At 69.5% G+C, this 24,031-nt stretch carries 23 protein-coding genes; 14 read left to right on the plus strand and 9 right to left on the minus strand.

Annotated elements, in window-relative coordinates:
• Nucleotides 1-51: 51 nt before the first annotated feature.
• Together A3CU_RS48370 and A3CU_RS0135475 are read right to left on the minus strand one after the other, a co-directional pair.
• A complete protein-coding gene (locus A3CU_RS48370) occupies nt 52-708 on the minus strand; it encodes an LURP-one-related/scramblase family protein (RefSeq protein ID WP_084144125.1) in 657 nt (218 codons plus the stop codon).
• 48 nt (nt 709-756) lie between these two features.
• Nucleotides 757-1,590, minus strand: a complete 834-nt coding sequence (locus A3CU_RS0135475; protein WP_027946221.1) for a nitrilase-related carbon-nitrogen hydrolase — start codon at nt 1,588-1,590, stop codon at nt 757-759.
• A 290-nt stretch (nt 1,591-1,880) separates the two neighbouring features.
• Between A3CU_RS0135475 and A3CU_RS0135480 the strand changes: the two genes are divergently transcribed.
• The 4 genes from A3CU_RS0135480 (at nt 1,881) to A3CU_RS0135495 (ending at nt 6,442) form a co-directional block, all read left to right on the plus strand.
• Nucleotides 1,881-2,900 carry a uroporphyrinogen decarboxylase/cobalamine-independent methonine synthase family protein gene (locus A3CU_RS0135480; protein WP_027946222.1) on the plus strand — a complete coding sequence of 340 codons (1,020 nt, stop codon included), beginning with the start codon at nt 1,881-1,883 and terminating at the stop codon, nt 2,898-2,900.
• Nucleotides 2,901-2,910: 10 nt separating this feature from the next.
• Nucleotides 2,911-3,600 carry a hypothetical protein gene (locus A3CU_RS0135485; RefSeq protein ID WP_027946223.1) on the plus strand — a complete coding sequence of 230 codons (690 nt, stop codon included), beginning with the start codon at nt 2,911-2,913 and terminating at the stop codon, nt 3,598-3,600.
• A gap of 134 nt (nt 3,601-3,734) precedes the next feature.
• The gene (gene ligA / locus A3CU_RS0135490) at nt 3,735-5,858 is read left to right on the plus strand and encodes an NAD-dependent DNA ligase LigA (RefSeq protein ID WP_027946224.1); all 2,124 of its coding nucleotides are present in this window, start codon (nt 3,735-3,737) and stop codon (nt 5,856-5,858) included.
• Nucleotides 5,859-5,947: 89 nt separating this feature from the next.
• Nucleotides 5,948-6,442: a GNAT family N-acetyltransferase gene (locus A3CU_RS0135495; RefSeq protein WP_027946225.1), complete on the plus strand. Its 495-nt coding sequence runs from the start codon at nt 5,948-5,950 to the stop codon at nt 6,440-6,442.
• Nucleotides 6,443-6,930: 488 nt separating this feature from the next.
• On the opposite strand, the gene A3CU_RS0135505 is transcribed toward A3CU_RS0135495, so the two are convergent.
• Nucleotides 6,931-7,584, minus strand: coding sequence for an ACT domain-containing protein (locus tag A3CU_RS0135505; RefSeq protein ID WP_027946226.1), 654 nt, complete (start codon nt 7,582-7,584; stop codon nt 6,931-6,933).
• A gap of 207 nt (nt 7,585-7,791) precedes the next feature.
• Between A3CU_RS0135505 and gatC the strand changes: the two genes are divergently transcribed.
• The 4 genes from gatC to A3CU_RS0135525 all read left to right on the plus strand — a co-directional run bounded on the left by gatC (nt 7,792) and on the right by A3CU_RS0135525 (nt 11,792).
• Complete coding sequence (gatC, locus tag A3CU_RS0135510; RefSeq protein ID WP_027946227.1) at nt 7,792-8,091, plus strand: Asp-tRNA(Asn)/Glu-tRNA(Gln) amidotransferase subunit GatC; 300 nt, start codon at nt 7,792-7,794, stop codon at nt 8,089-8,091.
• The gene (gene gatA, locus A3CU_RS0135515; protein ID WP_027946228.1) at nt 8,088-9,590 is read left to right on the plus strand and encodes an Asp-tRNA(Asn)/Glu-tRNA(Gln) amidotransferase subunit GatA; all 1,503 of its coding nucleotides are present in this window, start codon (nt 8,088-8,090) and stop codon (nt 9,588-9,590) included. The genes gatC and gatA overlap by 4 nt, the downstream gene beginning before the upstream one ends.
• A gap of 163 nt (nt 9,591-9,753) precedes the next feature.
• Nucleotides 9,754-11,259 carry an Asp-tRNA(Asn)/Glu-tRNA(Gln) amidotransferase subunit GatB gene (gatB, locus tag A3CU_RS0135520; protein WP_027946229.1) on the plus strand — a complete coding sequence of 502 codons (1,506 nt, stop codon included), beginning with the start codon at nt 9,754-9,756 and terminating at the stop codon, nt 11,257-11,259.
• A 14-nt stretch (nt 11,260-11,273) separates the two neighbouring features.
• Nucleotides 11,274-11,792 (plus strand): hypothetical protein, encoded by a 519-nt coding sequence (locus A3CU_RS0135525; protein ID WP_027946230.1) that lies wholly within the window; start codon nt 11,274-11,276, stop codon nt 11,790-11,792.
• 14 nt (nt 11,793-11,806) lie between these two features.
• Here the strand turns inward: A3CU_RS0135525 and A3CU_RS55470 are convergent, their stop codons facing one another.
• The gene (locus A3CU_RS55470) at nt 11,807-11,992 is read right to left on the minus strand and encodes a hypothetical protein (RefSeq protein ID WP_027946231.1); all 186 of its coding nucleotides are present in this window, start codon (nt 11,990-11,992) and stop codon (nt 11,807-11,809) included.
• Nucleotides 11,993-12,125: 133 nt separating this feature from the next.
• Between A3CU_RS55470 and A3CU_RS53090 the strand changes: the two genes are divergently transcribed.
• Entirely contained in the window at nt 12,126-12,281 is a 156-nt protein-coding gene (locus tag A3CU_RS53090; protein ID WP_156960730.1) for a hypothetical protein, read from the plus strand.
• Nucleotides 12,282-12,359: 78 nt separating this feature from the next.
• Here A3CU_RS53090 and A3CU_RS0135540 read toward each other — a convergent pair whose 3' ends face one another.
• On the minus strand, nt 12,360-13,547 hold the full coding sequence (locus A3CU_RS0135540; protein ID WP_027946232.1) for a PQQ-dependent sugar dehydrogenase: 1,188 nt from the start codon (nt 13,545-13,547) through the stop codon (nt 12,360-12,362).
• Nucleotides 13,548-13,996: 449 nt separating this feature from the next.
• Between A3CU_RS0135540 and A3CU_RS0135545 the strand changes: the two genes are divergently transcribed.
• Complete coding sequence (locus A3CU_RS0135545; protein WP_027946233.1) at nt 13,997-14,626, plus strand: DoxX family protein; 630 nt, start codon at nt 13,997-13,999, stop codon at nt 14,624-14,626.
• A gap of 55 nt (nt 14,627-14,681) precedes the next feature.
• Here A3CU_RS0135545 and ilvD read toward each other — a convergent pair whose 3' ends face one another.
• Nucleotides 14,682-16,529 carry a dihydroxy-acid dehydratase gene (ilvD, locus tag A3CU_RS0135550; RefSeq protein WP_027946234.1) on the minus strand — a complete coding sequence of 616 codons (1,848 nt, stop codon included), beginning with the start codon at nt 16,527-16,529 and terminating at the stop codon, nt 14,682-14,684.
• Nucleotides 16,530-16,584: 55 nt separating this feature from the next.
• On the minus strand, nt 16,585-17,133 hold the full coding sequence (locus tag A3CU_RS0135555; protein ID WP_027946235.1) for a PH domain-containing protein: 549 nt from the start codon (nt 17,131-17,133) through the stop codon (nt 16,585-16,587).
• Between the two features lie 493 nt (nt 17,134-17,626).
• Here A3CU_RS0135555 and A3CU_RS0135560 point away from each other — a divergent pair, with 493 nt between their 5' ends.
• The 3 genes from A3CU_RS0135560 to ilvC are packed head-to-tail and all read left to right on the plus strand — an operon-like array spanning nt 17,627 to nt 21,041.
• A complete protein-coding gene (locus tag A3CU_RS0135560) occupies nt 17,627-19,471 on the plus strand; it encodes an acetolactate synthase large subunit (RefSeq protein WP_027946236.1) in 1,845 nt (614 codons plus the stop codon).
• Entirely contained in the window at nt 19,468-19,974 is a 507-nt protein-coding gene (ilvN, locus tag A3CU_RS0135565; RefSeq protein WP_027946237.1) for an acetolactate synthase small subunit, read from the plus strand. The genes A3CU_RS0135560 and ilvN overlap by 4 nt, the downstream gene beginning before the upstream one ends.
• Before the next feature lie 53 nt (nt 19,975-20,027).
• Nucleotides 20,028-21,041: a ketol-acid reductoisomerase gene (gene ilvC, locus A3CU_RS0135570; RefSeq protein ID WP_027946238.1), complete on the plus strand. Its 1,014-nt coding sequence runs from the start codon at nt 20,028-20,030 to the stop codon at nt 21,039-21,041.
• 436 nt (nt 21,042-21,477) lie between these two features.
• Here the strand turns inward: ilvC and A3CU_RS0135575 are convergent, their stop codons facing one another.
• Nucleotides 21,478-22,341, minus strand: a complete 864-nt coding sequence (locus A3CU_RS0135575) for a nuclear transport factor 2 family protein (RefSeq protein WP_043843675.1) — start codon at nt 22,339-22,341, stop codon at nt 21,478-21,480.
• Between the two features lie 66 nt (nt 22,342-22,407).
• Nucleotides 22,408-23,298 (minus strand): TIGR03620 family F420-dependent LLM class oxidoreductase, encoded by an 891-nt coding sequence (locus A3CU_RS0135580; RefSeq protein WP_043843677.1) that lies wholly within the window; start codon nt 23,296-23,298, stop codon nt 22,408-22,410.
• A gap of 131 nt (nt 23,299-23,429) precedes the next feature.
• On the opposite strand from A3CU_RS0135580, the gene A3CU_RS0135585 reads away from it, so the two are divergent.
• On the plus strand, nt 23,430-23,990 hold the full coding sequence (locus A3CU_RS0135585; RefSeq protein WP_027946240.1) for a TetR/AcrR family transcriptional regulator: 561 nt from the start codon (nt 23,430-23,432) through the stop codon (nt 23,988-23,990).
• Nucleotides 23,991-24,031: the final 41 nt, after the last annotated feature.

Genomic DNA, 24,031 nt, shown 5'->3' on the forward strand with positions numbered 1-24,031 from the left:
ACTTTCGGGCGCGGCGCGGTGGATGTCCACCTGCCCACGGTGAGACGCCCGTCACTTGTTCCGTTCGTCCTGCTTGAGTGCGGTGTCTATGGTCAATGCCGAGGCGACCACCATGCTGGCGAGCGGGCCGGCGACGTTCCGGTGCATCTCGACGACATAGCTGTCCGCCGTCGCGAACTCCTCCTTCACCAGGTCGCCGAAGGCCTTGGTGACCCGGGCGAGTTCGGCGCCGGTGTCGTCGATGATCGAGAAGTCCCACGCGCACCAGTTCTCCGCCTGTATGCCGCCGATGGTCCGACCCTGCGTGACGAATGAGAAACGGATACCGCCGAGTTCGCTCTCCTGGACGATTTCGCCGATCGGGGTCTCGTCCGCCCGGGTCACCATGAAGCGCGATTCGAGCGTTTTCGCCGGCCGCGTGACCTTCACCACGACACTGCCGCCCATATCCCGTACTTCGAAAGTTCGAGTCCGGCATTTGTTGTATTTGGGCAGAATTCGAATCAATTTCTGCAGCCGGGTCAGGTTGACCTCGACCACGCTGCCCAGCGGCCGGCCGTGCTGGTCGAAGACGCCGAATTCGGCGGAGGCCTCGATCAGCCTCGCCTTCTGGCGTACCACCAGGACCGGCTCGGTGAACAGCGTGCCACCACCGGCCTGCCGCGAATGACTAGTCATACGTGTACAGCGTAGCGAGGCAAAAGCCATGGTGGGAGCACTCTGGCGAATTGCGCGGAAATGTCGGAATTCGGGGTGTTAATCCGTGCCGCTTTCGTTTATCAGCCGGTCGAGCTCGCGCCGCAACAATCCCAGGCGGGCGTCGGCCAGCAGTGGAATCTCCCGGCGCCGCCGGCGTACCGCGAGCGGATCGATCTCGACCACGGACAGCGCCTCCTCCCAGGTCGGCGCCATCGCCACCACCGAGCCCCACGGGTCGACCACCCGCGACCCACCCCAGAACCGCACGCCGGCCTCGTCTCCCACCCGGTTGACGAAGATCACCCAGCACTGCTGCATGCGCGCGGTGAAGGTGAGCAGGTCGTGCCAGTACTCGGCCGGGTCGAACGAGCCGCCGGTGAGTTTGGCCGCCGAGTTGGTGGGCACGATGAGGATTTCCGCCCCGTCCTGCGCGGCGAGCCAGGGCAGCATCGGCTGCCAGGCGTCGTTGCAGATCAGCGTCGCCATCCGGGCGAAGCGGGTGTCGAAGGCGCGCACGTGCTGGCCCGGGCTCGCGTGCTTGCGTTCCTCCCAGATCAGGTAGTTGGGGAGGTAGAGCTTGCGGTGGTTGTGCACCAGTTCGCCGTTGGAGAGGTACAGCGCCGAGTTGTGCCGCCGGATCCGGCCGTCCTCCAGCAGGCCGATCACCACGTCCGGCCCGTGCCGCGACAGCTCGGCGAGCCGCGCGTCGTCGGGCCACAGCGAGATGTCGTCGGCCAACTGACCGAGCGCGTAGCCGGTCAGGCTCAACTCGGGGAAGACCACGAGGCCGGCGCCCTGGGCGGCCGCCTCCTTGATCAGCCGTTCGGCCGACGTCAGGTTTCCCGCCACGTCACCGAGACGGCAGTCCGTCTGCGCCAGGGCCACCCTCATCACCGTTCACCTCCTGGGCTCGATTCTGCGCTCTTTCCGGGTACCGCGATGGCCACCGCGGACGTTCCGCCGCTGTTGTTCGGAACGTGTGCGGGTAGCCGGGTCGTCACTTCCGTGGTCGGCCGCCGGTCGAGGACGACGGCGGCCGGCCTCCCCGCCCCCACAAGGCGGAGTGTCTGGGGGCTTGCCCCCAGCCGGGGTATGGGGGGCGGAGCCCCCGCAGGACAGTGTTGTCTCCGCTACCACTGTGCCCATCTCGCCTTCGAACAACGTTCCGTCACAATTGTGGTGTGAGTGAACACGCCTGGCCTCGCGGCGCCGCGACCGGGATCGGTTCCATGCCGGGCACCGATCCCGCCGAAGCCGCCGCCATCGTCCTCGGCGAACTGCCAGAGTTTCCACACCTGCCCGAGCTGCCCGCACGCGGGGTAGGCGCCGACCTGCTCGGCCGCACCGCCGCGCTGCTGGTCGACCTGGCGGTCGAGGTGGTGCCCACCGGCTACCGGGTCGCCGCGCGACCGGGACGGGATCACCGCCGCGGGGTCGACCTGCTCCGCTGGGATCTCGACGCGCTGAACGACGCCCGGCCGCCGGTGCTCAAGACCCAGCTCGCCGGACCGTGGACCCTCGCCGCGGGCATCGAACTGCCCCGCGGCCACCGCGTACTGACCGACCGTGGCGCGGTCCGCGAGTTCACCGAGTCCATGCTGGAGGGCTTGGCCGCTCACGTGGCCGAGCTGACCGCCCGCACCGGCGCTCGGGTCGTCGTCCAGTTCGACGAGCCCATGCTGCCCGACGTGCTGGCCGGGGCGCTGCCCACGCCGTCGGGATACGGCACCGTGGGCGCGGTCGCGGCGGCCGAGGCGCAGGATCTGCTCAGCACCGTGGTCGCCCGCGCGGGCGAGATCACCGGCCAACCCGTCGTCGTGCACAGCTGCGCGCCGAAGCCGCCCATCGCGCTGCTGCGCGCGGCCGGAGCCGGCGGGATCGCGCTGGACGCGACGCTGCTCGGCGGGGTACCCGCGAAACTCCTCGACGAGCTGGGCGAGGCATGGGACAGCGGGACGACGTTGTTCCTCGGCTTGGTCCCGGCGCTCGAGCCGGAGCAGCCGCCGACGCTGCGCGACGTCGCGACACCCGCGTTTCAGCTGGTGGACCGGCTGGGCTTCAACCGCTCGATCCTGGCCGATCGCGCCGTGCCGACCCCCACCTGCGGCTTTGCCGGCGCCACGAACTCCTGGCTGCGGCGGGCGCTCTCGCTGACCCGCGATCTGGGCAAGGCGTTCGTGGAGCCGCCGGAAGGCTGGTAGTACTTGCAGGATGCGACTGTTTCGCCGCCGGTCCGGTAAGGGGGCCCAAGAGGCGCCGGACCCGCGTACACCGTGGCCGCAGCAGGACGTCCCGGGCGATCCCACGGCGGCCGCGGTCGAGTTCTGGCGCGACTGGTTCGAGCTGCTGCCCGAGGTCAACGCCGCGCTCGGTGACCGCGAGCCGCACCGGGTAGAGCACGACCTGTGCCGCCTGGTCGCGCGGTTGCACCCCGACCTGCACTTCTCCCTGGAGCGCGGGCAGCGCGCGATCTACGCGCTCGTCATCACCGGCCAGGAGGATCCCCGGCTGCGGGTCTACACCGACGCGTGGCGGGCGGCCGCGCCGGAGGAGGACCCCATCTGGGAGTACCACGACTCCGTGCCGCCGGTACCCGATCCCAGCGAGGTCACCGTGAACCTCGGTGCGCACCGGATCGCGCTGGCCGATGTCCGGGTCTCGGCGGTGGTGGACTCCGCCGAGTCCGTGGTGGACGTCGTGGTGCACCATCCCGGCGTGGCCGCGCTGGACGAGGCGGCGCGCCGGGCGCTGACCTTCCTGCCGCTGGACGCCACGCTGGGCGAGCGGCTGGCGGCGGAACGCCTGCGCCGGGTGGAGCTCGCCGACCGCGAGCCCGAGGGGGCGATCACGTTGCTGGAGCTGCGTGCACTGGTGCGTGGCCTGGCTTCGAAAGATGCGTGATCGCCGCCGCTGGGAAGCACAGGCGGGTCCGGCGGAGGCCGGAAGTTGTCGGTGGGCACGGTTAAGGTTGGGACAGAGCCAGCCCCGGTACGCCGATCCGGGGCGCCGAGCCGAAGCGAGGCCGAAGCCACACCGTGACCGAAAACGCTGCCCAGGACGTCACCGACGTGCCCGCCGAGGTGCGCGATCGGCATGGCGCGCTCGCGGAAGAGATCCGCGGTCACCAGTTCCGGTACTACGTGCTCGACTCGCCGACCATCTCCGACGGTGAGTTCGACGAGCTGGTGCGCGAGCTGGAGCGGATGGAGGCCGAGTATCCGGGCCTGGCCACGCCCGACTCGCCGACCCAGAACGTGGGCGGCACGTTCTCCACGGACTTCGCCGCCTACGACCATCTGGAGCGGATGCTCAGCCTGGACAACGTGTTCGACACCGACGAGTTGCTCGCCTGGATCGACCGGGTGGAGCGCGAGGTCGGTGGGGCCACGCAGTACCTGTGCGAGCTGAAGATCGACGGCCTGGCGATCAACCTGCTGTACGAGGACGGGCAGCTCACCCGGGCGCTGACCCGCGGCGACGGGCGGACCGGCGAGGATGTCACGCTCAACGTGCGCACGCTCGACCAGGTGCCGCAACAGTTGCACCACAGCGACGAGTTCCCGGTGCCGAAGCTCATCGAGGTGCGCGGCGAGGTGTTCTTCCGGGTCGAGGACTTCGCCGAGCTCAACGCGAAGCTGGTGGAGGCGGGCAAGCCGCCGTTCGCGAACCCGCGCAACACGGCCGCCGGTTCGTTGCGGCAGAAGGATCCGCGCGTCACCCGCAGCCGCAAGCTCCGGATGATCTGCCACGGCCTCGGCAAACGCGACGGCTTCGAGCCGACCCGGCAGTCGGAGTCCTACCGGGCGCTGGCCGCCTGGGGGCTGCCGATCTCGGCCAACACCAAGGTCTTCGACACCGCGGACGAGGTACTCGCCCACATCCGGTACTGGGGCGAGCACCGGCACGACAACGAGCACGAAATCGACGGCGTGGTGGTCAAGGTCGACCAGGTGTCGCTGCAGCGTCGTCTCGGCACGACGTCGCGGGCGCCGCGGTGGGCGGTCGCGTACAAGTACCCGCCCGAAGAGGCCACCACCACGCTGCTCGACATCCAGGTCAACGTGGGCCGGACCGGGCGGGTCACGCCGTTCGCGGTGATGGAACCGGTGAAGGTCGCCGGATCCACCGTCGCCATGGCGACCCTGCACAACGCCGAGGAGGTCAAGCGCAAGGGCGTGCTGATCGGCGACCGGGTGGTCATCCGCAAGGCGGGCGACGTGATCCCCGAGGTGCTGGGGCCGGTGGTCGACGTGCGCACCGGTGACGAGCGCGAGTTCGTGATGCCGGTCCGGTGCCCGGAGTGCGACACGCCGCTGGCCTACCAGAAGGAAGGCGATGTCGACATCCGCTGCCCGAATTCCCAGTACTGCCCGGCGCAGCGTCGCGAGCGGCTGTTCTATCTGGCCGGGCGCGGACGGTTCGACATCGAGGTACTCGGCTACGAGGCGGCGGCCGCGCTGATCTCCTCGGGTGTGATCGCCGACGAGGGCGACATCTTCGGCCTCGACGAGGAAGCGTTGTCGCAGGTCGAGCTGTTCCGCACCAAGGAAGGTGAGCTGTCGGCCAACGCCCGGAGACTGCTGGCCAACCTGGAGACGGCCAAGGATCGTCCACTGTGGAGAGTCATCGCGGCGCTGTCCATCCGGCACGTCGGGCCGACCGCGGCGCAGGCGCTGGCGCGGGAGTTCGGCTCGCTCGACGCGATCGAGGCGGCCGGCCAGGAGGAGCTGGCCGACGTCGACGGCGTCGGGCCGACCATCGCGAACGCGGTGCGGGAGTGGTTCACCGTCGACTGGCATCGCGAGATCGTCGAGAAGTGGCGGCGCGCCGGGGTGCGCATGGCGGAGGAGCGCGACGAGTCGGTGCCGCGCAACCTCGAGGGCCTGTCGATCGTGGTCACCGGTTCGCTGGCCGGGTTCTCCCGCGACGAGGCCAAGGAGTCGATCATGGCCCGGGGCGGCAAGGCCGCGGGCTCGGTGTCGAAGAAGACCGCGTTCGTGGTGGTCGGGGACGCGCCGGGGTCGAAGTACGACAAGGCGGTCCAGCTCAAGGTGCCGGTCCTGGACGAGGCCGGCTTCCAGGTCCTGCTCGACCGTGGCCCGGACGCGGCGGCGGAGGTCGCGTTGCCGGCCGGCGAGCCCGGTGACGCTGACAAGTGAGCACGCCGAGATCGCGCGCAGATGGGGGCAACCATGGGTGAGTCCCCGCTGCGGAGGTCGGTGTCGCGCGCAGATTGGGGAAACACAGAGTGAGTGAGTTCGTGGTGAGGCCGCCGCGGGCCGAGGAGTTGCACGCGGTGGGCGAACTGACCGTGGCCGCCTATCGGGACGACGAGCTGCTCCAAGTGGAGCCCGAATACGAGGCTGTGCTCGCCGACGCCGAGCGCCGCGCCACAGAGGCCGAACTACTCGTCGCGGTGACCGGGGACGGCGAGTTGCTGGGTTCGGTGACAGTGGTGCGGCCAGGCACCGCTTACGCGGAGATCTCCCGCGAGGGCGAACTGGAGTTCCGCATGCTCGCCACCGCTCCCGCCGCCCGGCGCCGGGGCGTCGGCGAGGCCCTGACTCGTGCCGTGATCGAGCGCGCCCATGAACTCGGCGCAAAACGAGTCGTGCTGTGCAGCCTCGAGACGATGCAGGCGGCGCACCGGCTCTACACCCGCATCGGCTTCCGCCGCCTCCCCGAACGCGACTGGGAACCCCACCCCACCTTCTGGCTCCGCGCCTTCGCCCTGACCCTTTAGCCCCGCCCAGGCACCGTGTCCCCGGTTAGGGAAGCTGAATCCGAGGTTGGGGAGGCAGAAACAAGGACGAGTCAGGTACTGGGAGTTGAACCACGGTGCGCAGCGGTCGGCATCTTCCGTTGCCGCAGCCGACCTCCGGCAGTTCGCTCACACGTTTTCGGACCTCGCCGATCCGAACGTCATGGCCCGCGCCTGGGAGTGAACAGCGGGTTGGAAACCCAGTGGCTCATCGACAAATCTGCCCTTGGTGCGTTTGGGGGCGAGCCCCGACGTCGATCTGTGGGCACGACGTGTCCGACCGAGGACTTGTCCGCCTCACTACTGTCACGCTCTTGGAGGTTGGGTACTCCGCGAGGTCGGCTGGTGACCTCCGAGGAGGACTTCGCAGGCCGCCACTCTGTCGAACATGACGATCGAGTACGCGACGCTGGCGATCGAGGACCGTGCCGTGGAAGTACTCGGGCTGCTCGCCCACGAGAGCCCGAAAGTCATCCGTCCAGGACGACGGCGACGATGCCGGCGAAGTGGGCCAGGTGGGCGACCTCGGCGGCCCGGAATATCGGGCCGCCCGGGCGCCCGACGAGCAGTGCCTTGCCGGGTTTGCCCAGCGGGGTGGCGGCCAGTTCGGTGCCCAGCTCCTGCCAGGTCTGGGGCACCCAGGGTTCCTCCGCGTCCAGCACGGTGGCCCGCTCCAGCGGCAGCCAGGGCAGGTCGGTGATGGGTGCCTCGGGGGCCGCGCACGAGGAGGCCAGGCGCTGCACCCCATCGTCGGTGTGCTCGACCACGATCGACCAGCCGGCCCGGACGATCCGGGGCACGCCCTCGACAAGGATGGACAGGCCGGAGGCCGGCTGTGCCGCGATTTCCTCCACCAGTTCCAGTTCACGGTGGCTGTCCAGCACGCCGGCGTAGGGCCGTACCGCGTCGACCTCGACGCCGGGCACGCTTTCCGCCGCGGTGATGAGCGCGTCCGGCAGGCGGCCGGAGGGCAGTTCGATGACCAGGTCGTCGATGGCCAGCCCGCCGCCGCGCTCGACCACGTCCACGCTGAGGATGTCCGCCCCGATCAGGCCGAGCGCCGTGGCAACGGCGCCGAGGGTCCCTGGGGTGTCCGGGAGCTGTACCCGGATCAGGAAGGACACGGCCATCCCCTCTCTGCTGTGGGTCGCGCTGAAGGTGAATTCCGGTCGCCGATTGTGACAGAACCATGCTCGAACGGGGAGGGACTACTGCGTTCCGAAACCGTTTCGCGTGCAAGCTGTGCATAACCCAGTCGAGTCCTCGTCACCGCCCGCCATAGACTTGCTGCTTACCGACTCACCCGACAGCACACCCCGGGAGTAACCCGCGTGCCCAACATATCCCGCGAAGAGGTCGCGCACCTCGCCAAGCTCGCCAGGCTGGCGGTCACCGACAAGGAGCTGGACGTTTTCGCAGGTCAGCTCGATGAAATCCTGGATGCGGTGGCCAAGGTGGGTGAGGTCGCGGCCGAGGACATCCCGCAGACCTCGCACGCCGTGCCGCTCACCAACGTCTTCCGCGACGATGCCGTCCAGCCCTGCCTGAGCCAGGAGGAGGCGCTCTCGGGCGCGCCCGCGGCCGAAGACGGGCGCTTCCGCGTGCCGCGGATTCTGGGGGAGGAACAGTGACCGATCTAACTAGGCTGACCGCGGCCGAACTGGCCGAGAAGATCCACTCCCGCGAGGTCTCCGCGGCGGAGGTCACCCAGGCGCATCTGGACCGGATCGCCGAGGTGGACGAGTCCGTGCACGCGTTCCTGCACGTCGACGCCGAGGGTGCGCTGGCGGCCGCCCGCGCGGTCGACGGCGCGCTGGACTCGGGGGCCGCCCCGGTGTCCAGCCTCGCCGGCGTGCCGCTGGCGCTCAAGGACGTGCTCACCACGCGCGGCATCCCGACGACGTGCGGCTCGCGCACCCTGGAGGGCTGGATCCCGCCGTACGACGCGACGGTGACGCGGAGGCTGCGGGAAGCGGGCTTGCCGATCCTCGGCAAGACGAACATGGACGAGTTCGCCATGGGCTCCTCCACGGAGAACTCCGCGTTCGGCCCGACGCGCAACCCGTGGGATCACTCCCGCGTCCCGGGCGGATCCGGTGGGGGCTCCTCGGCCTCGCTCGCCGCGTTCGAGGCCCCGCTGGCCATCGGCACGGACACCGGCGGCTCGATCCGCCAGCCCGGGGCGGTGACCGGCACGGTCGGCGTCAAGCCCACCTACGGCGGGGTTTCCCGCTACGGGCTCGTGGCGTTCTCGTCCTCGCTGGACCAGGCCGGTCCGTGTGCCCGCACGGTGCTCGACGCGGCGCTGCTGCACGAGGTGATCGCCGGGTACGACCCGATGGACTCGACGTCCATCAACGCGGCGGTCCCGCCCGTGGTGGCGGCCGCGCGGGAAGGTCTGCGCGGTGACCTCACCGGTATCAAGGTGGGTGTGGTCAAGGAACTCGGCGGGGAGGGCTACCAGGCGGGCGTGCAGCGCTCGTTCGAGGCCGCCGTCGAGCAGTTGCGCGCGCTCGGTGCCGAGGTCGTGGAGGTGTCCTGCCCGAACTTCGGCTACGCCCTGCCGGCCTATTACCTGATCGCGCCGAGCGAGTGCTCGTCCAACCTGGCCCGCTTCGACGCGATGCGCTACGGCCTGCGGGTCTCCGACGACGGTTCGCGCAGCGCCGAGGAGGTCATGTCCCTGACCCGGGAGGCCGGGTTCGGCCCCGAGGTCAAGCGTCGCATCATGCTCGGCACGTACGCGCTGTCCTCGGGCTACTACGACGCCTACTACGGCTCCGCGCAAAAGGTGCGCACGTTGATCCGCCGTGACTTCGACGCGGCCTTCGAGCGGGTCGACGTGCTGGTCTCGCCGACCACGCCGACCACCGCGTTCAAGATCGGCGAGCGGGTGGACGACCCGCTGGCCATGTACCTGTCCGACATCTGCTCCATCCCGTCGAACCTGGCCGGCAACGCCGCCATGAGCGTCCCGAGCGGGCTTTCGGACTCCGACGGCCTGCCGGTGGGCTTGCAGATCATGGCGCCGGCGCTGGCCGACGACCGGCTCTACCGGGTCGGCGCCGCCTACGAGGCCGCGCGGGAGCCCGTGCTGGACCGGCTTCCCGAGCTGAAGGGGGCCGTGTGACACCGGCTATGGCGAGTCGCGGTGCTTCAGGCAACTACCACGCGCGCCTGTCTCCGCTATCGGGGCGGCGGGGCGCCGTTTCGCTCAACGAGACTTTTGCTCGTCAGCAGCGCCCTGTCGACACGATCGCGGTCGCGCGCAAGCTTGCGAAGGAGACAGCTTCATGACGGCGGTGGCCGACCTGATGGACTACGCCGAGGTCGTCGAGCGGTTCGACCCGGTGCTCGGGCTCGAGGTGCACGTCGAGCTGAACACGAAGACGAAGATGTTCTGCGGCTGCCCCAACCTGTTCGGCGGTGAGCCCAACACGCACGTCTGCCCGACCTGCCTGGGCCTGCCCGGCTCGCTGCCGGTGGTCAACGGCAAGGCCGTGGAGTCGGCGATCCGGATCGGTCTCGCGCTCAACTGCGAGATCGCGTCCTGGTGCCGCTTCGCGCGGAAGAACTACTTCTATCCGGACATGCCGAAGAACTTCCAGACCTCGCAGTACGACGAGCCGATCGCCTTCAACGGCTACCTCGACGTGACGCTGGACGACGGCGAGGTCGTGCGCGTGGACATCGAGCGCGCGCACATGGAGGAGGACACCGGCAAGTCGCTGCACGTCGGCGGCGCCACCGGCCGTATTCACGGCGCCGAGCACTCGCTGCTCGACTACAACCGTGCGGGCGTTCCGCTCATCGAGATCGTCACGAAGCCGATCGTGGGCACCGGCGCCCGGGCACCCGAGGTCGCCCGCGCCTACGTCACCGCGCTGCGGGACCTGCTGCGTGCCCTGGACGTCTCGGACGTCCGGATGGACCAGGGGTCGCTGCGCTGTGACGCCAACGTCTCGTTGATGCCGAAGGGCGAGAGCGAGTTCGGCACGCGCACCGAGACGAAGAACGTCAACTCGCTGCGCAGTGTCGAACGTGCCGTGCGTTACGAGATGACCAGGCAAGCCGCGGTGCTCGCCGCGAATGGCCGGGTCACCCAGGAGACCCGGCACTTCCAGGAGGCCGACGGCACCACCTCGCCGGGGCGCACCAAGGAGACCGCGGAGGACTACCGGTACTTCCCCGAACCCGACCTGGTCCCGATCGCGCCGCCGGGGGAGTGGATCGAGCAGCTCCGCGCGACGCTGCCGGAGATGCCGGCCGCGCGCCGCGAACGCATCCGGACCGAGTGGCAGCTCACCCCCGAGGAGTTGCGCGACCTGTTCAACTCCGGCGCGGTGGAGCTCGTCGAGGCGACCGTCGCGGCCGGGGCGAAGCCCGGCGAGGCGCGCGGCTGGTGGGTGAACTTCCTCGCGCAGGAAGCGAATTCGCGCGAGGTCGAGCTGACCGCGATGCCGATCACCCCGAAGCAGGTGGCCCGGGTCACCGAGCTGGTCTCCTCGGGCGAACTGACCAACAAGCTCGCCCGTGAAGTGGTCAAGGGCGTGCTGGACGGTGACGGCGAGCCCGACGAGATCGTCGAGAAGCGCGGCCTGAAGGTCGTTTCCGACGACTCGGCCCTGCTGGCCGCAGTCGACGAGGCGCTGGCCGCGCAGCCGGACGTGGCGGACAAGATCCGGGGCGGCAAGGTGCAGGCCGCCGGCGCGATCGTGGGCGCGGTGATGAAGGCCACCAAGGGCCAGGCCGACGCCAAACGGGTGCGCGAGCTGATCCTCGAGCGTGTCGGCCAGTGACGAACCGCTGAGCCATGGGATTTTCGCCGAAGCTGGTCTCCGGGCGGGAGTGGGCCGGGCTCGTGGCCGGGCTGGTCGCGTTCGCGGCGCTGTTCGCGCCGTGGACCAACCTGTCCGCGACCCGGCAGGACGTCGAGGAGGCGCTGCGTGAGCTGCCCGCCGCCGAGGTGGCCCGCACCGCCTGGACCGTCGGGTTCCTCGCCTGGTTCGGGCCGCTGCTGTTGCTGTTCGCAGGGATCGCGGTGACGGTGTTCGGCCAGCGCCGCGCGGCCCGGCTGAGCGGGCTGGCGCAGCTGTGGCTGATCGCGTCGGCGGTCGCGGTGCTGCTGATGGTGCTCGCCTGGCTGGCCATCGATCACGAGTTCGGAGCGGACACCCGTGCGCTGCTCGCGGACGGCGGAGTCGGGATCAACGGCGGGATCGGCCGCTACCTCGCGATGGTCGCCGGCGGGTGCTCGCTCGTGGCCGCCGTCCTCGACGCCCGCTCGCTACGCCGCCGCGGCATGACGCCGAAGGCCCGGCGGATCTCCTGAAGTCCCCACCGGACTCAGGAGATCCGCTGGGTCCCGCCCTCGAAATCGGGAAGCACCAGCCCGGAGTGTTCGGGCCGTTCGGGGCCGGCCGGGATGGCGGTGAGATTGCGCAGTGCTTCGTTGCGCTGGGTCAGGGCTTCGGCCGTGCTGGGGAACATCACCGCGTTCCCTTCGGTGACGAGCGCCTGGTTCAGGTGCACGAACTCCCGGATCCGGCGTTCACAGGCCGTGAACGCTGCTGCGTGGTCGGGCGTCGCGGCCAGTTCGCCCGCAAGTACGTAGGCACCGACCAGCGCGAGGCTTGATCCTGAAGACCGAAGCGATCAGTTCGCGTTGCGCCGCCGGATCCCGGAAGGCCCCCGACGGCGGCTCGGGACGGGTGAAGTTCAGGCCGGCCGCTACCTGAAGACCCTGCTCGGCTGGTTCACCGAAGCGCTCGCCGACTGGTCCGAGCAGGACCGCCGGAGCCTCGTCCGCCTCCTCGTGTGATTCGCCGACGATATCGCCGATCGCTTGGCGGCTATCGACGACGAGGAGCTGACCGATCCGTGAGGCTTACCGGGCGGGTCAGTCCTTGCCGGAACCGCCTGCGGGGTTGGGCGGGATCTGGATGATGGCGACCCGGTCGTCGCTGGACACCGGCTGCCCGCCGTCCCGGTTCACCGTGCCGACCAGCGCGTACCGGGAGTCGATCGCGTCGATCCCGCCCAGGCGGCCGTAACCGGCACCCTCCTTGCCGTCCAGCGCGCTCTTCGGTGTCCCGCCGACCGAGCCGTCCGGCGCGATCGGCAGATCCTGCACGCCGGGCGTGCTCGACGTGGCGATGACGACCGCCTGCTCGCTGTCCGCGCAACCGGCCAGGCCCGGTCGGTCCGGCCAGGTCCACGTGGGCGCCGCGAGTGCGCCGCCGGACGGCACGCGGTACAGCGCGTCCTGACTGGGGCCGCGGTCGGTCACCCACAGCCGGGAGCCGTCGGCGGAGGAGCACAGGCCGCCCGGCGAGTGCAGGCCGGAAGCGAACACCCGGGAGCCCGGCGTGGGGTTCTCCGGCGCGGGGTTGCCCGAGGTGTCGATGCGCAACACCTTGCCGGCCAACGAGTTCGGGTCGGCGGCCGCGGCGGGGTTGCCGGCGTCGCCCGTGGCCACCAGCAGGGCCTTGCCGTCGGAGGCCAAGGCGCCGCGGTTGCCGGTCGGGCCCTTCGGAATTCCGGTGAGGACGGCCTTGGGCTGCTGCCCGCGGGTGAAGCGGACCACCCGGTTGTCGGTGGCCGTGGTGATGTAGGCGAAGACCAGTTGGTCCTCGTCGTAGGTGGGGGACAGCGCGAGGCCGGTCAGGCCGCCGTCACCGACGGCGTCCACGGTCAGCTTCGCCAGCTGTGACGGCTGGCCGTCGGCGGCGACCTGCATCACGCGACCGGTCTTGCGTTCGGCGGCGAGGCCGCTGGGAGAGGACGCGTCGCCGGGCAACGCGGCCACCGCCGAGACCGTGTCCAGACAGGTCGCGATGACCGACTGGTCGTAGTCGGTGCAGCCCTGCGGCGGCGGGACAGGGGTACGGGGAGCAGCCGGACCGGGCGCGCCGCTGCCCGAGTCGCCGTCGACGGGCAGTTTCGGCTGAGGGCCGGCGGGCGCGGACAACGCGGGTGCCGGCTGGTAGACCTGCCCGGCCGCGCGGTCGTCGAACTTCGCGCACCCGGACAGCAGAAGACCGCAGGCTGCCAGCAGCCACGGAACACTCCCCATCCGAGCGCGCATAGGCCTCTACCCTAGAGCCGCACACGTGAGCCATGGGTAAGTACTCTCCTCAACCGGGTGCCGATCTCGCGTTCGAATGCTGTTGCGCGGGCTCCGCGCGGCAGGGCAAGCCGGTGCCGATCGTCGGTGCGGGGCCTGGGCAGGCAGCTTCGCCGCCCGTTGGAGCCGTTCGACGTGCGGGGTGACGATGGTGGCAACGACCGCTCACCGCCGCCAGTGCGGCCGGGCTCGACGTGACCGGCCCCGGGCCGCTGCCCGCTGATCATCCGTTGTGGACGGCGCTTCGTGCCGACCCCGCACGGCGGGTGTGCGGCGTCAGGTGTGCGAGGTCGCGACCAGGAAATCGCCCGGTACGCGAACGGTGAACGGCCGCGCAATCTCGCGCATGGCGAATATGGATCGGGGACAGGAGGGTGCGTTCTGTCGCGAAATGGCCTACTCTGCCGCGCGTGACAGCTCATGATGATGAGTACGGCCGACATAATCTGTTCTCGGATTCCGGGTACTACAACACCACGGGTTCGCAGGACACGACCGTGGTGGCGGGCTCCGAGGACGACTACGAGGACACGCGCCCGTCGAACCGCTGGCATGGCGGCCTCGACTTCGGGCTGCTGATCATGCGCCTCGCGCTCGGCGGCACGCTCGGCGCACACGGCCTGGCGAAGGTGTTCGGAACGTTCGGCGGGCCGGGCATCAGCGAGTTCGCCCACCAACTCGCCGGGGAAGGCTTCACCAGCCAGCTCACGCTGTTGTCCTGGCTCGGCGGGATCGCCGAGATCGCCGGAGGCGGGCTGCTGATCCTGGGCCTGTTCACCCCGGCGGCGGCTTCGGTGCTGCTGGCCCTTACCGCGCTGGCCGTCTACCTGAAGTACGACAACGGCTTCTTCCTCGACGGCAACGGTTTCGAATACCACCTGATGCTCGCCGCGATGGCGTTCGGCCTGCTGTTCACCGGGCCCGGCCGAGTTTCGCTCGACGTCAACACACGGTGGCGCCGTAACCCGGTGCCCCTGGCGTTCCTGGGCATCGCACTCGCCGCCGCGGCGGTGGTCGTTGTCGTCGTGGTCTTCCGCTGAAGCCACCTGATCGGCCGCTGGTTTCCTTGGCAGGCAAGGAAACCAGCGGGGCCGGTCAGCGGTTCGGGTCGCGCACGGCGCCGGTGTCCGCAGAGGTCGCCATCCGGGCGTAGGCGCGCAACGCCGCGGTGACCGGGCGCTGTCGGCTGGTGGGCTGCCACGGGCGCTCACTGGCCTCCATCTTCGCCCGGCGCTCGGCCAGGACGTCGGCGTCGACCAGCAGTTCCAGCTTCCGCTCGGGCACGTCGATGAGGATCTGGTCGCCGTCTTCCACCAGGCCGATGACGCCGCCGGACGCGGCCTCGGGCGAGATGTGGCCGACCGAGATGCCCGACGAGCCACCGGAGAACCGGCCGTCGGTGATCAGTGCGCACTTCTTGCCGAGCCCGGCGCCCTTTAGGAACGCGGTCGGGTGCAGCATCTCCTGCATCCCGGGACCGCCGGCGGGACCCTCGTAGCGCACCACCAGCACCTCACCGGGCTGGATGGTCTTGCTGAGGATGACCGACACGGCCTCCTCCTGGCTTTCCACCACCCGGGCCGGGCCTTGAAAACGCAGCAGCGCCTCATCATCTATTCCGGCCGCCTTGATCACCGCGCCGTTTTCGGCGATGTTGCCGCGCAGGACGGCCAGGCCACCGTCCTTGGTGTAGGCGTGCTCGACGTCGCGCACGCAGCCACCGGCGGCATCGGTGTCCAAAGAGGACCAGCGGTTCTCGGTGGAGAACGCCTCGGTCGTGCGGACCCCGCCGGGCGCGGCGTGGAACAGTTCCACCGCCTCCGGCGACGGCGAAGCACCCCGGATGTCCCAGGTGGACAGCCAGGTCTCCAGCGACGGCGAGTGCACCGCGTACACGTCGGAGTTCAGCAGCCCGGCGCGGTGCAGTTCACCGAGGATCGCGGGGATGCCGCCGGCCCGGTGTACGTCCTCCATGTGGTAGTCGGAGTTCGGCGAGACCTTGGACAGGCACGGCACCTTCCGGCCGATCGCGTCGATGTCGCCGATCGTGAAGTCGACTTCACCCTCCTGCGCGGCGGCAAGGACGTGCAGCACCGTGTTCGTCGAGCCGCCCATCGCCATGTCCAGCGCCATCGCGTTCTCGAACGCCTTCTTGTTCGCGATCGACCGGGGAAGCGCTTTCTCGTCGTCCTGTTCGTACCACCGCTTGGCCAGTTCGACGACGGTGCGCCCGGCGTCGATGAACAGCCGCTTCCGCGCGGCGTGGGTGGCCAGCGTGGAGCCGTTTCCGGGCAACGACAACCCGAGCGCCTCGGTGAGGCAGTTCATCGAGTTCGCGGTGAACATGCCCGAGCAGGAACCACAGGTGGGGCAGGCCGACCGCTCCACAATAGACAGTCCGTCCTCGTCGACCGCGGAGTTCGCCGACGCGGAGATCGCGGTGATCAGGTCGCTGGAGGGATGCGCGACGCCGTCGAGCACCACCGCCTTGCCCGCCTCCATCGGTCCGCCGGAGACGAAAACCGTCGGGATGTTCAGCCGCATCGCCGCGTTGAGCATGCCCGGCGTGATCTTGTCGCAGTTCGAAATGCACACCAGCGCGTCCGCCTGGTGCGCGTTGACCATGTATTCCACCGAGTCGGCGATGATCTCGCGGGAGGGCAGCGAGTAGAGCATGCCGCCGTGCCCCATGGCGATCCCGTCGTCCACCGCGATCGTGTGGAACTCGCGGGCCACGCCGCCGGCCTCGCGTACCGCCTCGGCCACCACGTCGCCGAGGTCCTTGAGGTGCACATGGCCCGGCACGAACTGGGTGTAGGAGTTGGCAATCGCCACGATGGGCTTGCCGAAGTCGCTGTCGGTCATGCCGGTGGCCCGCCACAGGGAACGGGCGCCCGCGGCGTTGCGGCCGTGGGTCGTGGTTCGGGATCGCAGCTCAGGCATGCGATCAGGCTACGCCCGGCGTTCCATCGCGCGTCTCGTGGTTGGACGCCGATGCCTACTCGTCGTCAGCCTGCTTCTCGTCGGTGGTTTCGCCGTCCTTGGTCGTGTCCCGGTCCTTGGTGGCCTCGCCGTCCTTTGTGGTTTCACCGTCTTCGGGGGCTTCGCCATCTTTTGCGGCTTCGCCGTCCTTGGCTTTCCCGAGGAGGTCGTCGGTGAGACCGCTGGGGTCGGCGAACCGGCCCTCGCTGACCAGTGAGATGACCGGGAGGTGTCGGGTTCGGACGGTCGGCAGCGGCACCTGGGTGTCGTCGGTCAGCACCGCACGAACCTGAGCGCGGCCGGTGATGGCCAACCCCTTGAGCGCTTCCCACGGCAGTTCGCGGCGGCCGAACATGGTCCGCACGGTCAGGCCCTTCGCGGTCGCCACGGTCCGGGTTCGTACCACGAAGACGAGCAGTGCGAGCGGAACGACATACAGCACCCACAGTCCGGGCACATCGGCGAACGCGGTCGGCGCGAGGCAGACCATCAGGAACGCCACTCCGAACAGGGCGATCACGGGTATCCGGAAGATCGCCTTGCGCCCTTCGTTCTCTTCGGCCACGTCATGATGGTTGCACTCCGTGCTCCGCCGCGGCTCAAGTGGGCCCTCCGTGGAGTCGCAACGATATTCAATACGCGAGTCGGGCGCCTGTGGTGACGGAGAACAACGGCGCCTTGTGGGGGCACCGCCCCCCACGCCCCGGCAGGGGGCGGGGAGCCAAGCCGCCAACGTTGCCGGCCGGCAGCCGACGACGGATGTCACGGCCTGGCTACCCGAACACGTTCTGAATAAGAGTGTGAGTCCGACAGTAGGGCTGCCCAGTATTCGGGATCACGATCCCGAGGAGTTGACACTCCTCGCGGCGAGCCGTTAACGTCATGCCTGTGACATCGCAGAACGGCATCGTACTTCCCTGGCGCGTCGACGCTTAGGGGAAACAGCCCGCTGCGTCGACGCGCGACCCTCGTGCGACCTCCTGGTCGGCGGGGGTTTTTTGTTGCCCGCACAGGACTACCCGAACGAGTGAGCCCCAAGAGAGCCCGAGGCAGAACTGATGACAAGCGCCACCTCGCGATCGGCACCGACCGCGCCGTCGCCCGCCCAGCTCGGACCGCGCCCCAAGCCCACCCCGCCGGCCGGCACCCCGGTCCGGGTCACCGGTGCGCAGTCGCTCGTGCGGTCGCTCGAGGCGGTCGGGGTGGAGGTCGTGTTCGGTATTCCGGGTGGCACGATCCTGCCCGCCTACGATCCCCTGCTCGACTCGACCAAGGTCCGTCACGTGCTGGTCCGGCACGAGCAGGGCGCCGGCCACGCGGCGACCGGGTATGCGCAGGCGACCGGCAAGGTCGGCGTGTGCATGGCCACCTCGGGTCCCGGTGCCACGAACCTGGTCACCCCGCTGGCCGACGCGAACATGGACTCGGTGCCCGTGGTCGCGATCACCGGCCAGCAGACGCGGGCGCTGATCGGCACCGATGCGTTCCAGGAAGCCGACATCTGCGGCATCACGATGCCGATCACCAAGCACAACTTCCTCGTCACCGACCCGGCGGAGATCCCGAGGGTGATCGCCGAGGCGTTCCACCTGGCCGCGACCGGCCGGCCCGGCCCGGTGCTGGTGGACATTCCCAAGGACGTGCTCCAGGAGACGACCTCCTTCTCCTGGCCGCCGGAGCTGCGGCTGCCCGGTTACCGCCCGACGCTGCGCCCGCACGGCAAGCAGGTGCGCGAGGCGGCTCGGCTGATCGCCGGCGCGCAGCGGCCGGTGCTCTACGTCGGTGGCGGCGTGATCAAGGCCGGGGCGTCCGAGCAGCTGGCGGAACTGGCCAGCCTGACCGGGATCCCGGTCGTCACCACCTTGATGGCGCGCGGCGCCTTCCCGGACTCGCACCCGCAGCACCTCGGCATGCCGGGCATGCACGGCACCGTCGCGGCGGTGGCCGCGATGCAGCGGGCGGACCTGCTGGTGGCGCTCGGCGCCCGGTTCGACGACCGGGTCACCGGGCGGCTGGACTCGTTCGCGCCCGACGCCGCCGTCGTCCACGCCGACATCGACCCGGCGGAGATCTCCAAGAACCGCAAGGCGGACGTGCCGATCGTGGGCGACTGCGCGGAGATCATCAACGAGCTGATCGACGCGGTGAAGGCGGAGACCGAGCGTTCCGGCAAGCCCGACCTCACCGCGTGGTGGACTCAGCTCGACTCGTGGCGCGGCACGTTCCCCGCCGGCTACGAGTGGCCCGCGGACGGGACGCTGTCGCCGCAGTACGTGATCGAGCGCATCGGCGAGCTGGTCGGACCCGACGCGATCTACGCCGCGGGCGTCGGCCAGCACCAGATGTGGGCCGCGCAGTTCATCAAGTACGAAAACCCGCGCACCTGGATCAACTCCGGTGGCCTCGGCACGATGGGCTTCGCCGTGCCGGCCGCGATGGGCGCGAAGTTCGGGCAGCCGGGCAAGCAGGTCTGGGCGATCGACGGCGACGGCTGCTTCCAGATGACCAACCAGGAGCTGGCCACCTGCGCGATCGAGGGAGCTCCGATCAAGGTCGCTGTGATCAACAACGGCAACCTCGGCATGGTGCGCCAGTGGCAGAACCTGTTCTATTCCGAGCGCTACTCGAATACCGATCTCGGCACCCACAAGCACCGCATCCCGGACTTCACCCTGCTCGCCGAGGCGCTGGGCTGTGCCGGCCTGCGCTGTGAGAGCAGGGAAGAGGTGGACGAGGTCGTCGGCCGCGCGATGGAGATCAACGACCGGCCGGTGGTGATCGACTTCGTGGTCGGCAAGGACGCCCAGGTGTGGCCGATGGTCGGCCCCGGCGCCGGCAACGACGAGGTGATGGCGGCCCGCGGTATCCGGCCGCTGTTCGACGACGACGAGGTGAGCAAGTGAGTACCCATACACTGAGCGTGCTGGTGGAGAATGTGCCCGGGGCGCTCGCCAGGGTCGCCGGGTTGTTCTCCCGCCGTGGTTTCAACATTGAATCCCTCGCCGTCGGGCCCACGGAAAACCCCGAGGTGTCCCGGATGACGATCGTGGTCGCCGTCGAAGAGCTACCGCTCGAGCAGGTGACCAAACAGCTCAACAAGCTGGTCAACGTGATCAAGATCGTGGAGCTGGAGCAGGCCACGTCCGTGCAGCGCGAACTGCTGCTGGTCAAGGTCCGGGCCGACGCCACCGTGCGCAGCCAGGTGCTGGAGACCGTGCAGCTGTTCCGTGCCAAGGTGGTCGACGCGGCACCCGAGGCGCTCACCATCGAGGCGACCGGCACCAGCGACAAGCTGTCGGCGCTGCTGCGGATGCTGGAACCCTACGGCGTCCGTGAGATCGTGCAGTCCGGCATGGTGGCCGTCGGCCGGGGTGCGCGTTCCATCGCCGCCACCTCGGCGCGATAGCCGTCCTCGACGACCATGTCGCAATGTAATTGAGAAAGGAAGCTGTTCCCCTCATGTCAGTCGAAATCTTCTACGACGACGACGCCGATCTGGGCATCATCCAGGGTCGCAAGGTCGCCGTGATCGGTTACGGCAGCCAGGGCCACGCGCACGCGTTGAGCCTGCGCGACTCCGGAGTCGATGTCCGCATCGGTCTGCCGGAGGGGTCGAAGTCTCGCGCCAAGGCCGAGGAAGAGGGCCTTCGGGTGCTCACCCCGGCCGAGGCCTCGAAGGAGGCCGACCTCATCATGATCCTGGCGCCGGACACCAAGCAGCGCTTCATCTACGCCGAGGACGTCGAGCCGAACCTGAACGCCGGTGACGCGATCTTCTTCGGCCACGGCTTCAACATCCGGTACGAGCTGATCAAGCCACCGGCCAATGTGGACGTCGCGATGGTCGCGCCGAAGGGCCCGGGCCACCTGGTACGCCGTCAGTTCGTCGACGGCAAGGGCGTGCCCTGCCTGATCGCGGTGGAGCAGGACCCGTCGGGTAACGCGCAGGCGCTGGCGCTGTCCTACGCCGCGGCGATCGGCGGCGCGCGGGCCGGGGTCATCAAGACCACGTTCAAGGAGGAGACCGAGACCGACCTGTTCGGCGAGCAGTCGGTGCTCTGCGGTGGCGCCAGCGCGCTCGTGCAGACCGGGTTCGAGGTGCTCACCGAGGCCGGCTACGCGCCGGAGATCGCCTACTTCGAGGTGCTGCACGAGCTCAAGCTCATCGTGGACCTGATGTACGAGGGCGGCATCGCGCGGATGCGGTACTCGATCTCGGACACCGCCGAGTACGGCGACCTGACCCGCGGCCCGCGCGTGATCACGCCCGAGGTCAAGGAGTCGATGCGCCAGATCCTGGCCGAGATCCAGGACGGCCGCTTCGCGCGGGAATGGGTGGCCGAGGACGAGGCGGGCCGCCCGAACTTCCGCAAGCTGCAGGAGGACGGCGAGCAGCACCCGATCGAGGAGACCGGCCGGAAGCTGCGTGGCCTGATGTCCTGGGTGGACCGTCCCATCACGGAAACCGCCTGACGTTTCCCCCCAAGGCCACTCCGGGCGCGACTCTCGCCCCGGGGTGGCCTTCTTTCGCCTCCCCGCCCGCGCCTGCCCCAGTCCTCACCCGCCTGCCCCCGCAACTCTCACCCGCCTGACCCCAGAACTCACGCGCCTGTGCCCGGAACTCACGCGCCTGGCCCCGGGACTCATGTGCTTGAGGCCAGATCGCGTGCCTGGCCCCGGAACTCGCGTGCTTGAGCCCGGAACTCGTGTGCCTGAGCCCGGAACTCGCGTGCCTGAGCCCGGAACTCGTGTGCCTGAGGCCAGAACTCGCGCGCCTGAGCCGGGGACACGCCGGGAGTTGGCGTGTCCCCGGCTCAGGCGTCCATGTTCCCGGTTGAGGCGCGCGAGTTCCCGGTTCGGGCACGTGAGTTCCCGGTTCGGGCGTCCGAGTTCTGCGCCATCGTCGCGGTTACGCGGCGACGGTGGCTCGTGCCGCGGCGAAGAGGTCGGGCAGGGTCCCGGTGGCCGCGGCGACGGCGAGATGGTCGCCGTAGTCGCGGGATTCCACGATCAACCGGTCGCGGATGCGGGTGATGAAAATGTTCTGCGTCACCAGTGGCCGCCCGGCCCGTGTGGTGCCCACGTAGGCGAATTCGGTGATCACCACTTCGGGATCGGTCGTGGCGTAGGAGACCACGTTGTGCGGCCGGAGCCCGGTGCCGCGGCCCTCCGCGAAGTGCGCGCGAAGGTCTTCCCTCCCGCGAAGAGGCGGCGCGCTCGGGTGGAACGGGTGCGTCACGTAGGCGTTCTCGGCATACTCGTCCGCCGGATTGGCCCCAGAGGTGACCCCGAGCATGACCCGCTCGATCGCGGTGCGGGGTTCGAGTCGCGTGACCTCTGCGGGTAACTCCGGCGCGAAATCCGCGTACGCCTTCGCGAGCCCGTCGAGCCCACCGCCCGCGGCGGCCATGCGGAGATAGTCGTGATAGTCCCGCGAATGCACGATCAGTCCGTCGCGCACCCGCAGCAGTTGGACGTTGGCGCTGGTGAACGGTCGGCCGGACATCCCGTCGTAGGTGTACTCGGCGACGATCACCTCGGGATCGGTCGTCTCGTGGATCACCACATCACGGGCGCGCATGGTGACTTTCCCGCCCATAGCGGCGAAGTGGTCCGCGACCGCTTTCCGGCCCACGATGTGGGAACCGGCCGGCGGGCGTTGCGGGTGTTCGACGACGGTGTCTTCGGCGTACAGGTCGGCGAGTTCGGTCAAGCGGCCTTCGGCGATGCCCTGGGACAGGCGCTCGAAGACCTCGCGGGGTGATGTGGCCATAGTAACCCCCAATCGGAGTGGATACTCCGGAACAACATACGGAGCATTCACTCCGATTGTCTAGGGTCAGTTCGAGGTCAGTCCCAGCGCCGGAGCCAGTCGCTCCAACTGGTCCACCGCTGCGTTGAGGTCCGGCGCGACCGGCGAGACGAGCACGTGATCCGCGCCGGCGTCGAGTTGTTCGTTGACCCGCTTGGCGATCGCCTCCTCGTCGCCCCAGGCGATCGCGGCGTCGACGAACCGGTCGCTGATGGTCTCCCGGTCCTCGGCGTAACCGAACCGCCGCCACGCCTTGGCGTAGGCCGGTGCGCCCTGATTCAGCACCACACCGAGGAGTTCGCGCGCGGTGTGCCGCGCCTTGACGGGATCGGGCTCCAGGAACACCGACTGGTGTGGAATGAGCAGCTTGCCGGGGCCGAGGATCTCCCGGGCCTGCACGGTGTGTTCGAGGGGCATGAAGAACGGGTGCGCGCCGTCCGCCGCATCCCGCGACAGCTCCAGCATCTTCGGCCCGATCGCGGCCAGCACTCGGGGAAACGGCACGGGCGGCGGGTTCAGTGCCGCTTCGGAGTCCATTTCGGACAGGTAGTTCCTCATGTGTGTCAACGGTTTTTCGAACTTCTCGCCCACCCGCTCGGCCTGCGCAGCGAGGCCGGCACCGATGCCGAGCACGAACCGGCCGGGGTATGCCTCGGCCAGCGCGAGGCCGCCGGCCTGCATGGTCGGCGCGGGCCGGGACCAGATGTTGGCGATCCCGGTGCCCACCACCAGCCGTTCGGTTGCGGCGAGCTGGATCGCCGCGCGCGCGAACGCGTCGCGCCCGCCGACCCCTTCGCCGTACCACACCGAGCCGTAGCCGAGCCGGTCGATGCGCGTGAGTGCGTTTCGCCGCTGGGCGATCGTGGCCGGCCTGCCGCCGTAGAGCCACACGCCGACCGGTCCGAGTGCGGGTTTCATGTCGATTCTCCTAACCTGAGGGCACCTCCGGTTCGACCTTACCGGAGGTATCCTCCGAAAAAACAGGGCCCCTCCGGATTTCTCGTGCCGGGTCCTCGCGGCTGCCGGACCGCTTCCTAGACTGGTCGGCGATGACCCGTGCCATGCGCTCCGACGCCCGTCGTAACTACGAGCGGCTGTTGGAAGAGGCGAAACGCGCCTTCCTCGAACGCGGCGTCGACGCCTCCCTGGAGGAAATCGCGCGGCGCGCGGGAGTCGGCATCGGCACGCTCTACCGCCATTTCCCGACCCGGGAAGCACTGCTCGAGACCCTGCTGCGGGAACGGTTCGCCGACCGTGCGGCCGCCGCGGAAGAGCTTCTTGACCATCCTTCGCCGCTCGACGCGCTGAAAGACTGGTCGAAGGCCATGGTCGAGGCGACGGTCAGCTACCGCGGCCTGACCGGGACGGTGGCCGACGCGATGAACGACCCGTCCTCAGACCTCCATGCCGCCTGCCACGCCATGCGGTCGGCGGTGGCCCGCCTGGTCGACCGGGCGCGGGCGGCCGGCGAGTTGCGGGGTGATGTGACCGTCACCGAAGTGCTCCTCATGGTGCACTCCGCCGCGTGGGCGAGCGAACGCGCGCCCGACGGCGGACCGAGCCTCGACCGTCTCCTCGACCTCGTCTTCACCGGGTTGCGCGCCCGTTAAACCGCCTCGCGCGCGGCGACTAGACTTCGGGGCTGTCAGCA

It is taken from the genome of Amycolatopsis taiwanensis DSM 45107 (assembly GCF_000519205.1).
GTDB classification, from domain to species: Bacteria; Actinomycetota; Actinomycetes; order Mycobacteriales; family Pseudonocardiaceae; genus Amycolatopsis_E; species Amycolatopsis_E taiwanensis.

What these genes read in the sequence shown, in the direction of transcription:
- A3CU_RS48370 (WP_084144125.1), bottom strand. Translation starts at nt 708, where the DNA reads ATGGCTTTTGCCTCGCTACGCTGTACACGTATGACTAGTCATTCGCGG.
- A3CU_RS0135475 (WP_027946221.1), bottom strand. Translation starts at nt 1,590, where the DNA reads ATGAGGGTGGCCCTGGCGCAGACGGACTGCCGTCTCGGTGACGTGGCG.
- A3CU_RS0135485 (WP_027946223.1), top strand. Translation starts at nt 2,911, where the DNA reads ATGCGACTGTTTCGCCGCCGGTCCGGTAAGGGGGCCCAAGAGGCGCCG.
- gatB (WP_027946229.1), top strand. Translation starts at nt 9,754, where the DNA reads ATGACGGCGGTGGCCGACCTGATGGACTACGCCGAGGTCGTCGAGCGG.
- A3CU_RS0135525 (WP_027946230.1), top strand. Translation starts at nt 11,274, where the DNA reads ATGGGATTTTCGCCGAAGCTGGTCTCCGGGCGGGAGTGGGCCGGGCTC.
- A3CU_RS0135540 (WP_027946232.1), bottom strand. Translation starts at nt 13,547, where the DNA reads ATGCGCGCTCGGATGGGGAGTGTTCCGTGGCTGCTGGCAGCCTGCGGT.
- ilvD (WP_027946234.1), bottom strand. Translation starts at nt 16,529, where the DNA reads ATGCCTGAGCTGCGATCCCGAACCACGACCCACGGCCGCAACGCCGCG.
- A3CU_RS0135560 (WP_027946236.1), top strand. Translation starts at nt 17,627, where the DNA reads ATGACAAGCGCCACCTCGCGATCGGCACCGACCGCGCCGTCGCCCGCC.
- ilvC (WP_027946238.1), top strand. Translation starts at nt 20,028, where the DNA reads ATGTCAGTCGAAATCTTCTACGACGACGACGCCGATCTGGGCATCATC.
- A3CU_RS0135575 (WP_043843675.1), bottom strand. Translation starts at nt 22,341, where the DNA reads ATGGCCACATCACCCCGCGAGGTCTTCGAGCGCCTGTCCCAGGGCATC.
- A3CU_RS0135580 (WP_043843677.1), bottom strand. Translation starts at nt 23,298, where the DNA reads ATGAAACCCGCACTCGGACCGGTCGGCGTGTGGCTCTACGGCGGCAGG.
- A3CU_RS0135585 (WP_027946240.1), top strand. Translation starts at nt 23,430, where the DNA reads ATGACCCGTGCCATGCGCTCCGACGCCCGTCGTAACTACGAGCGGCTG.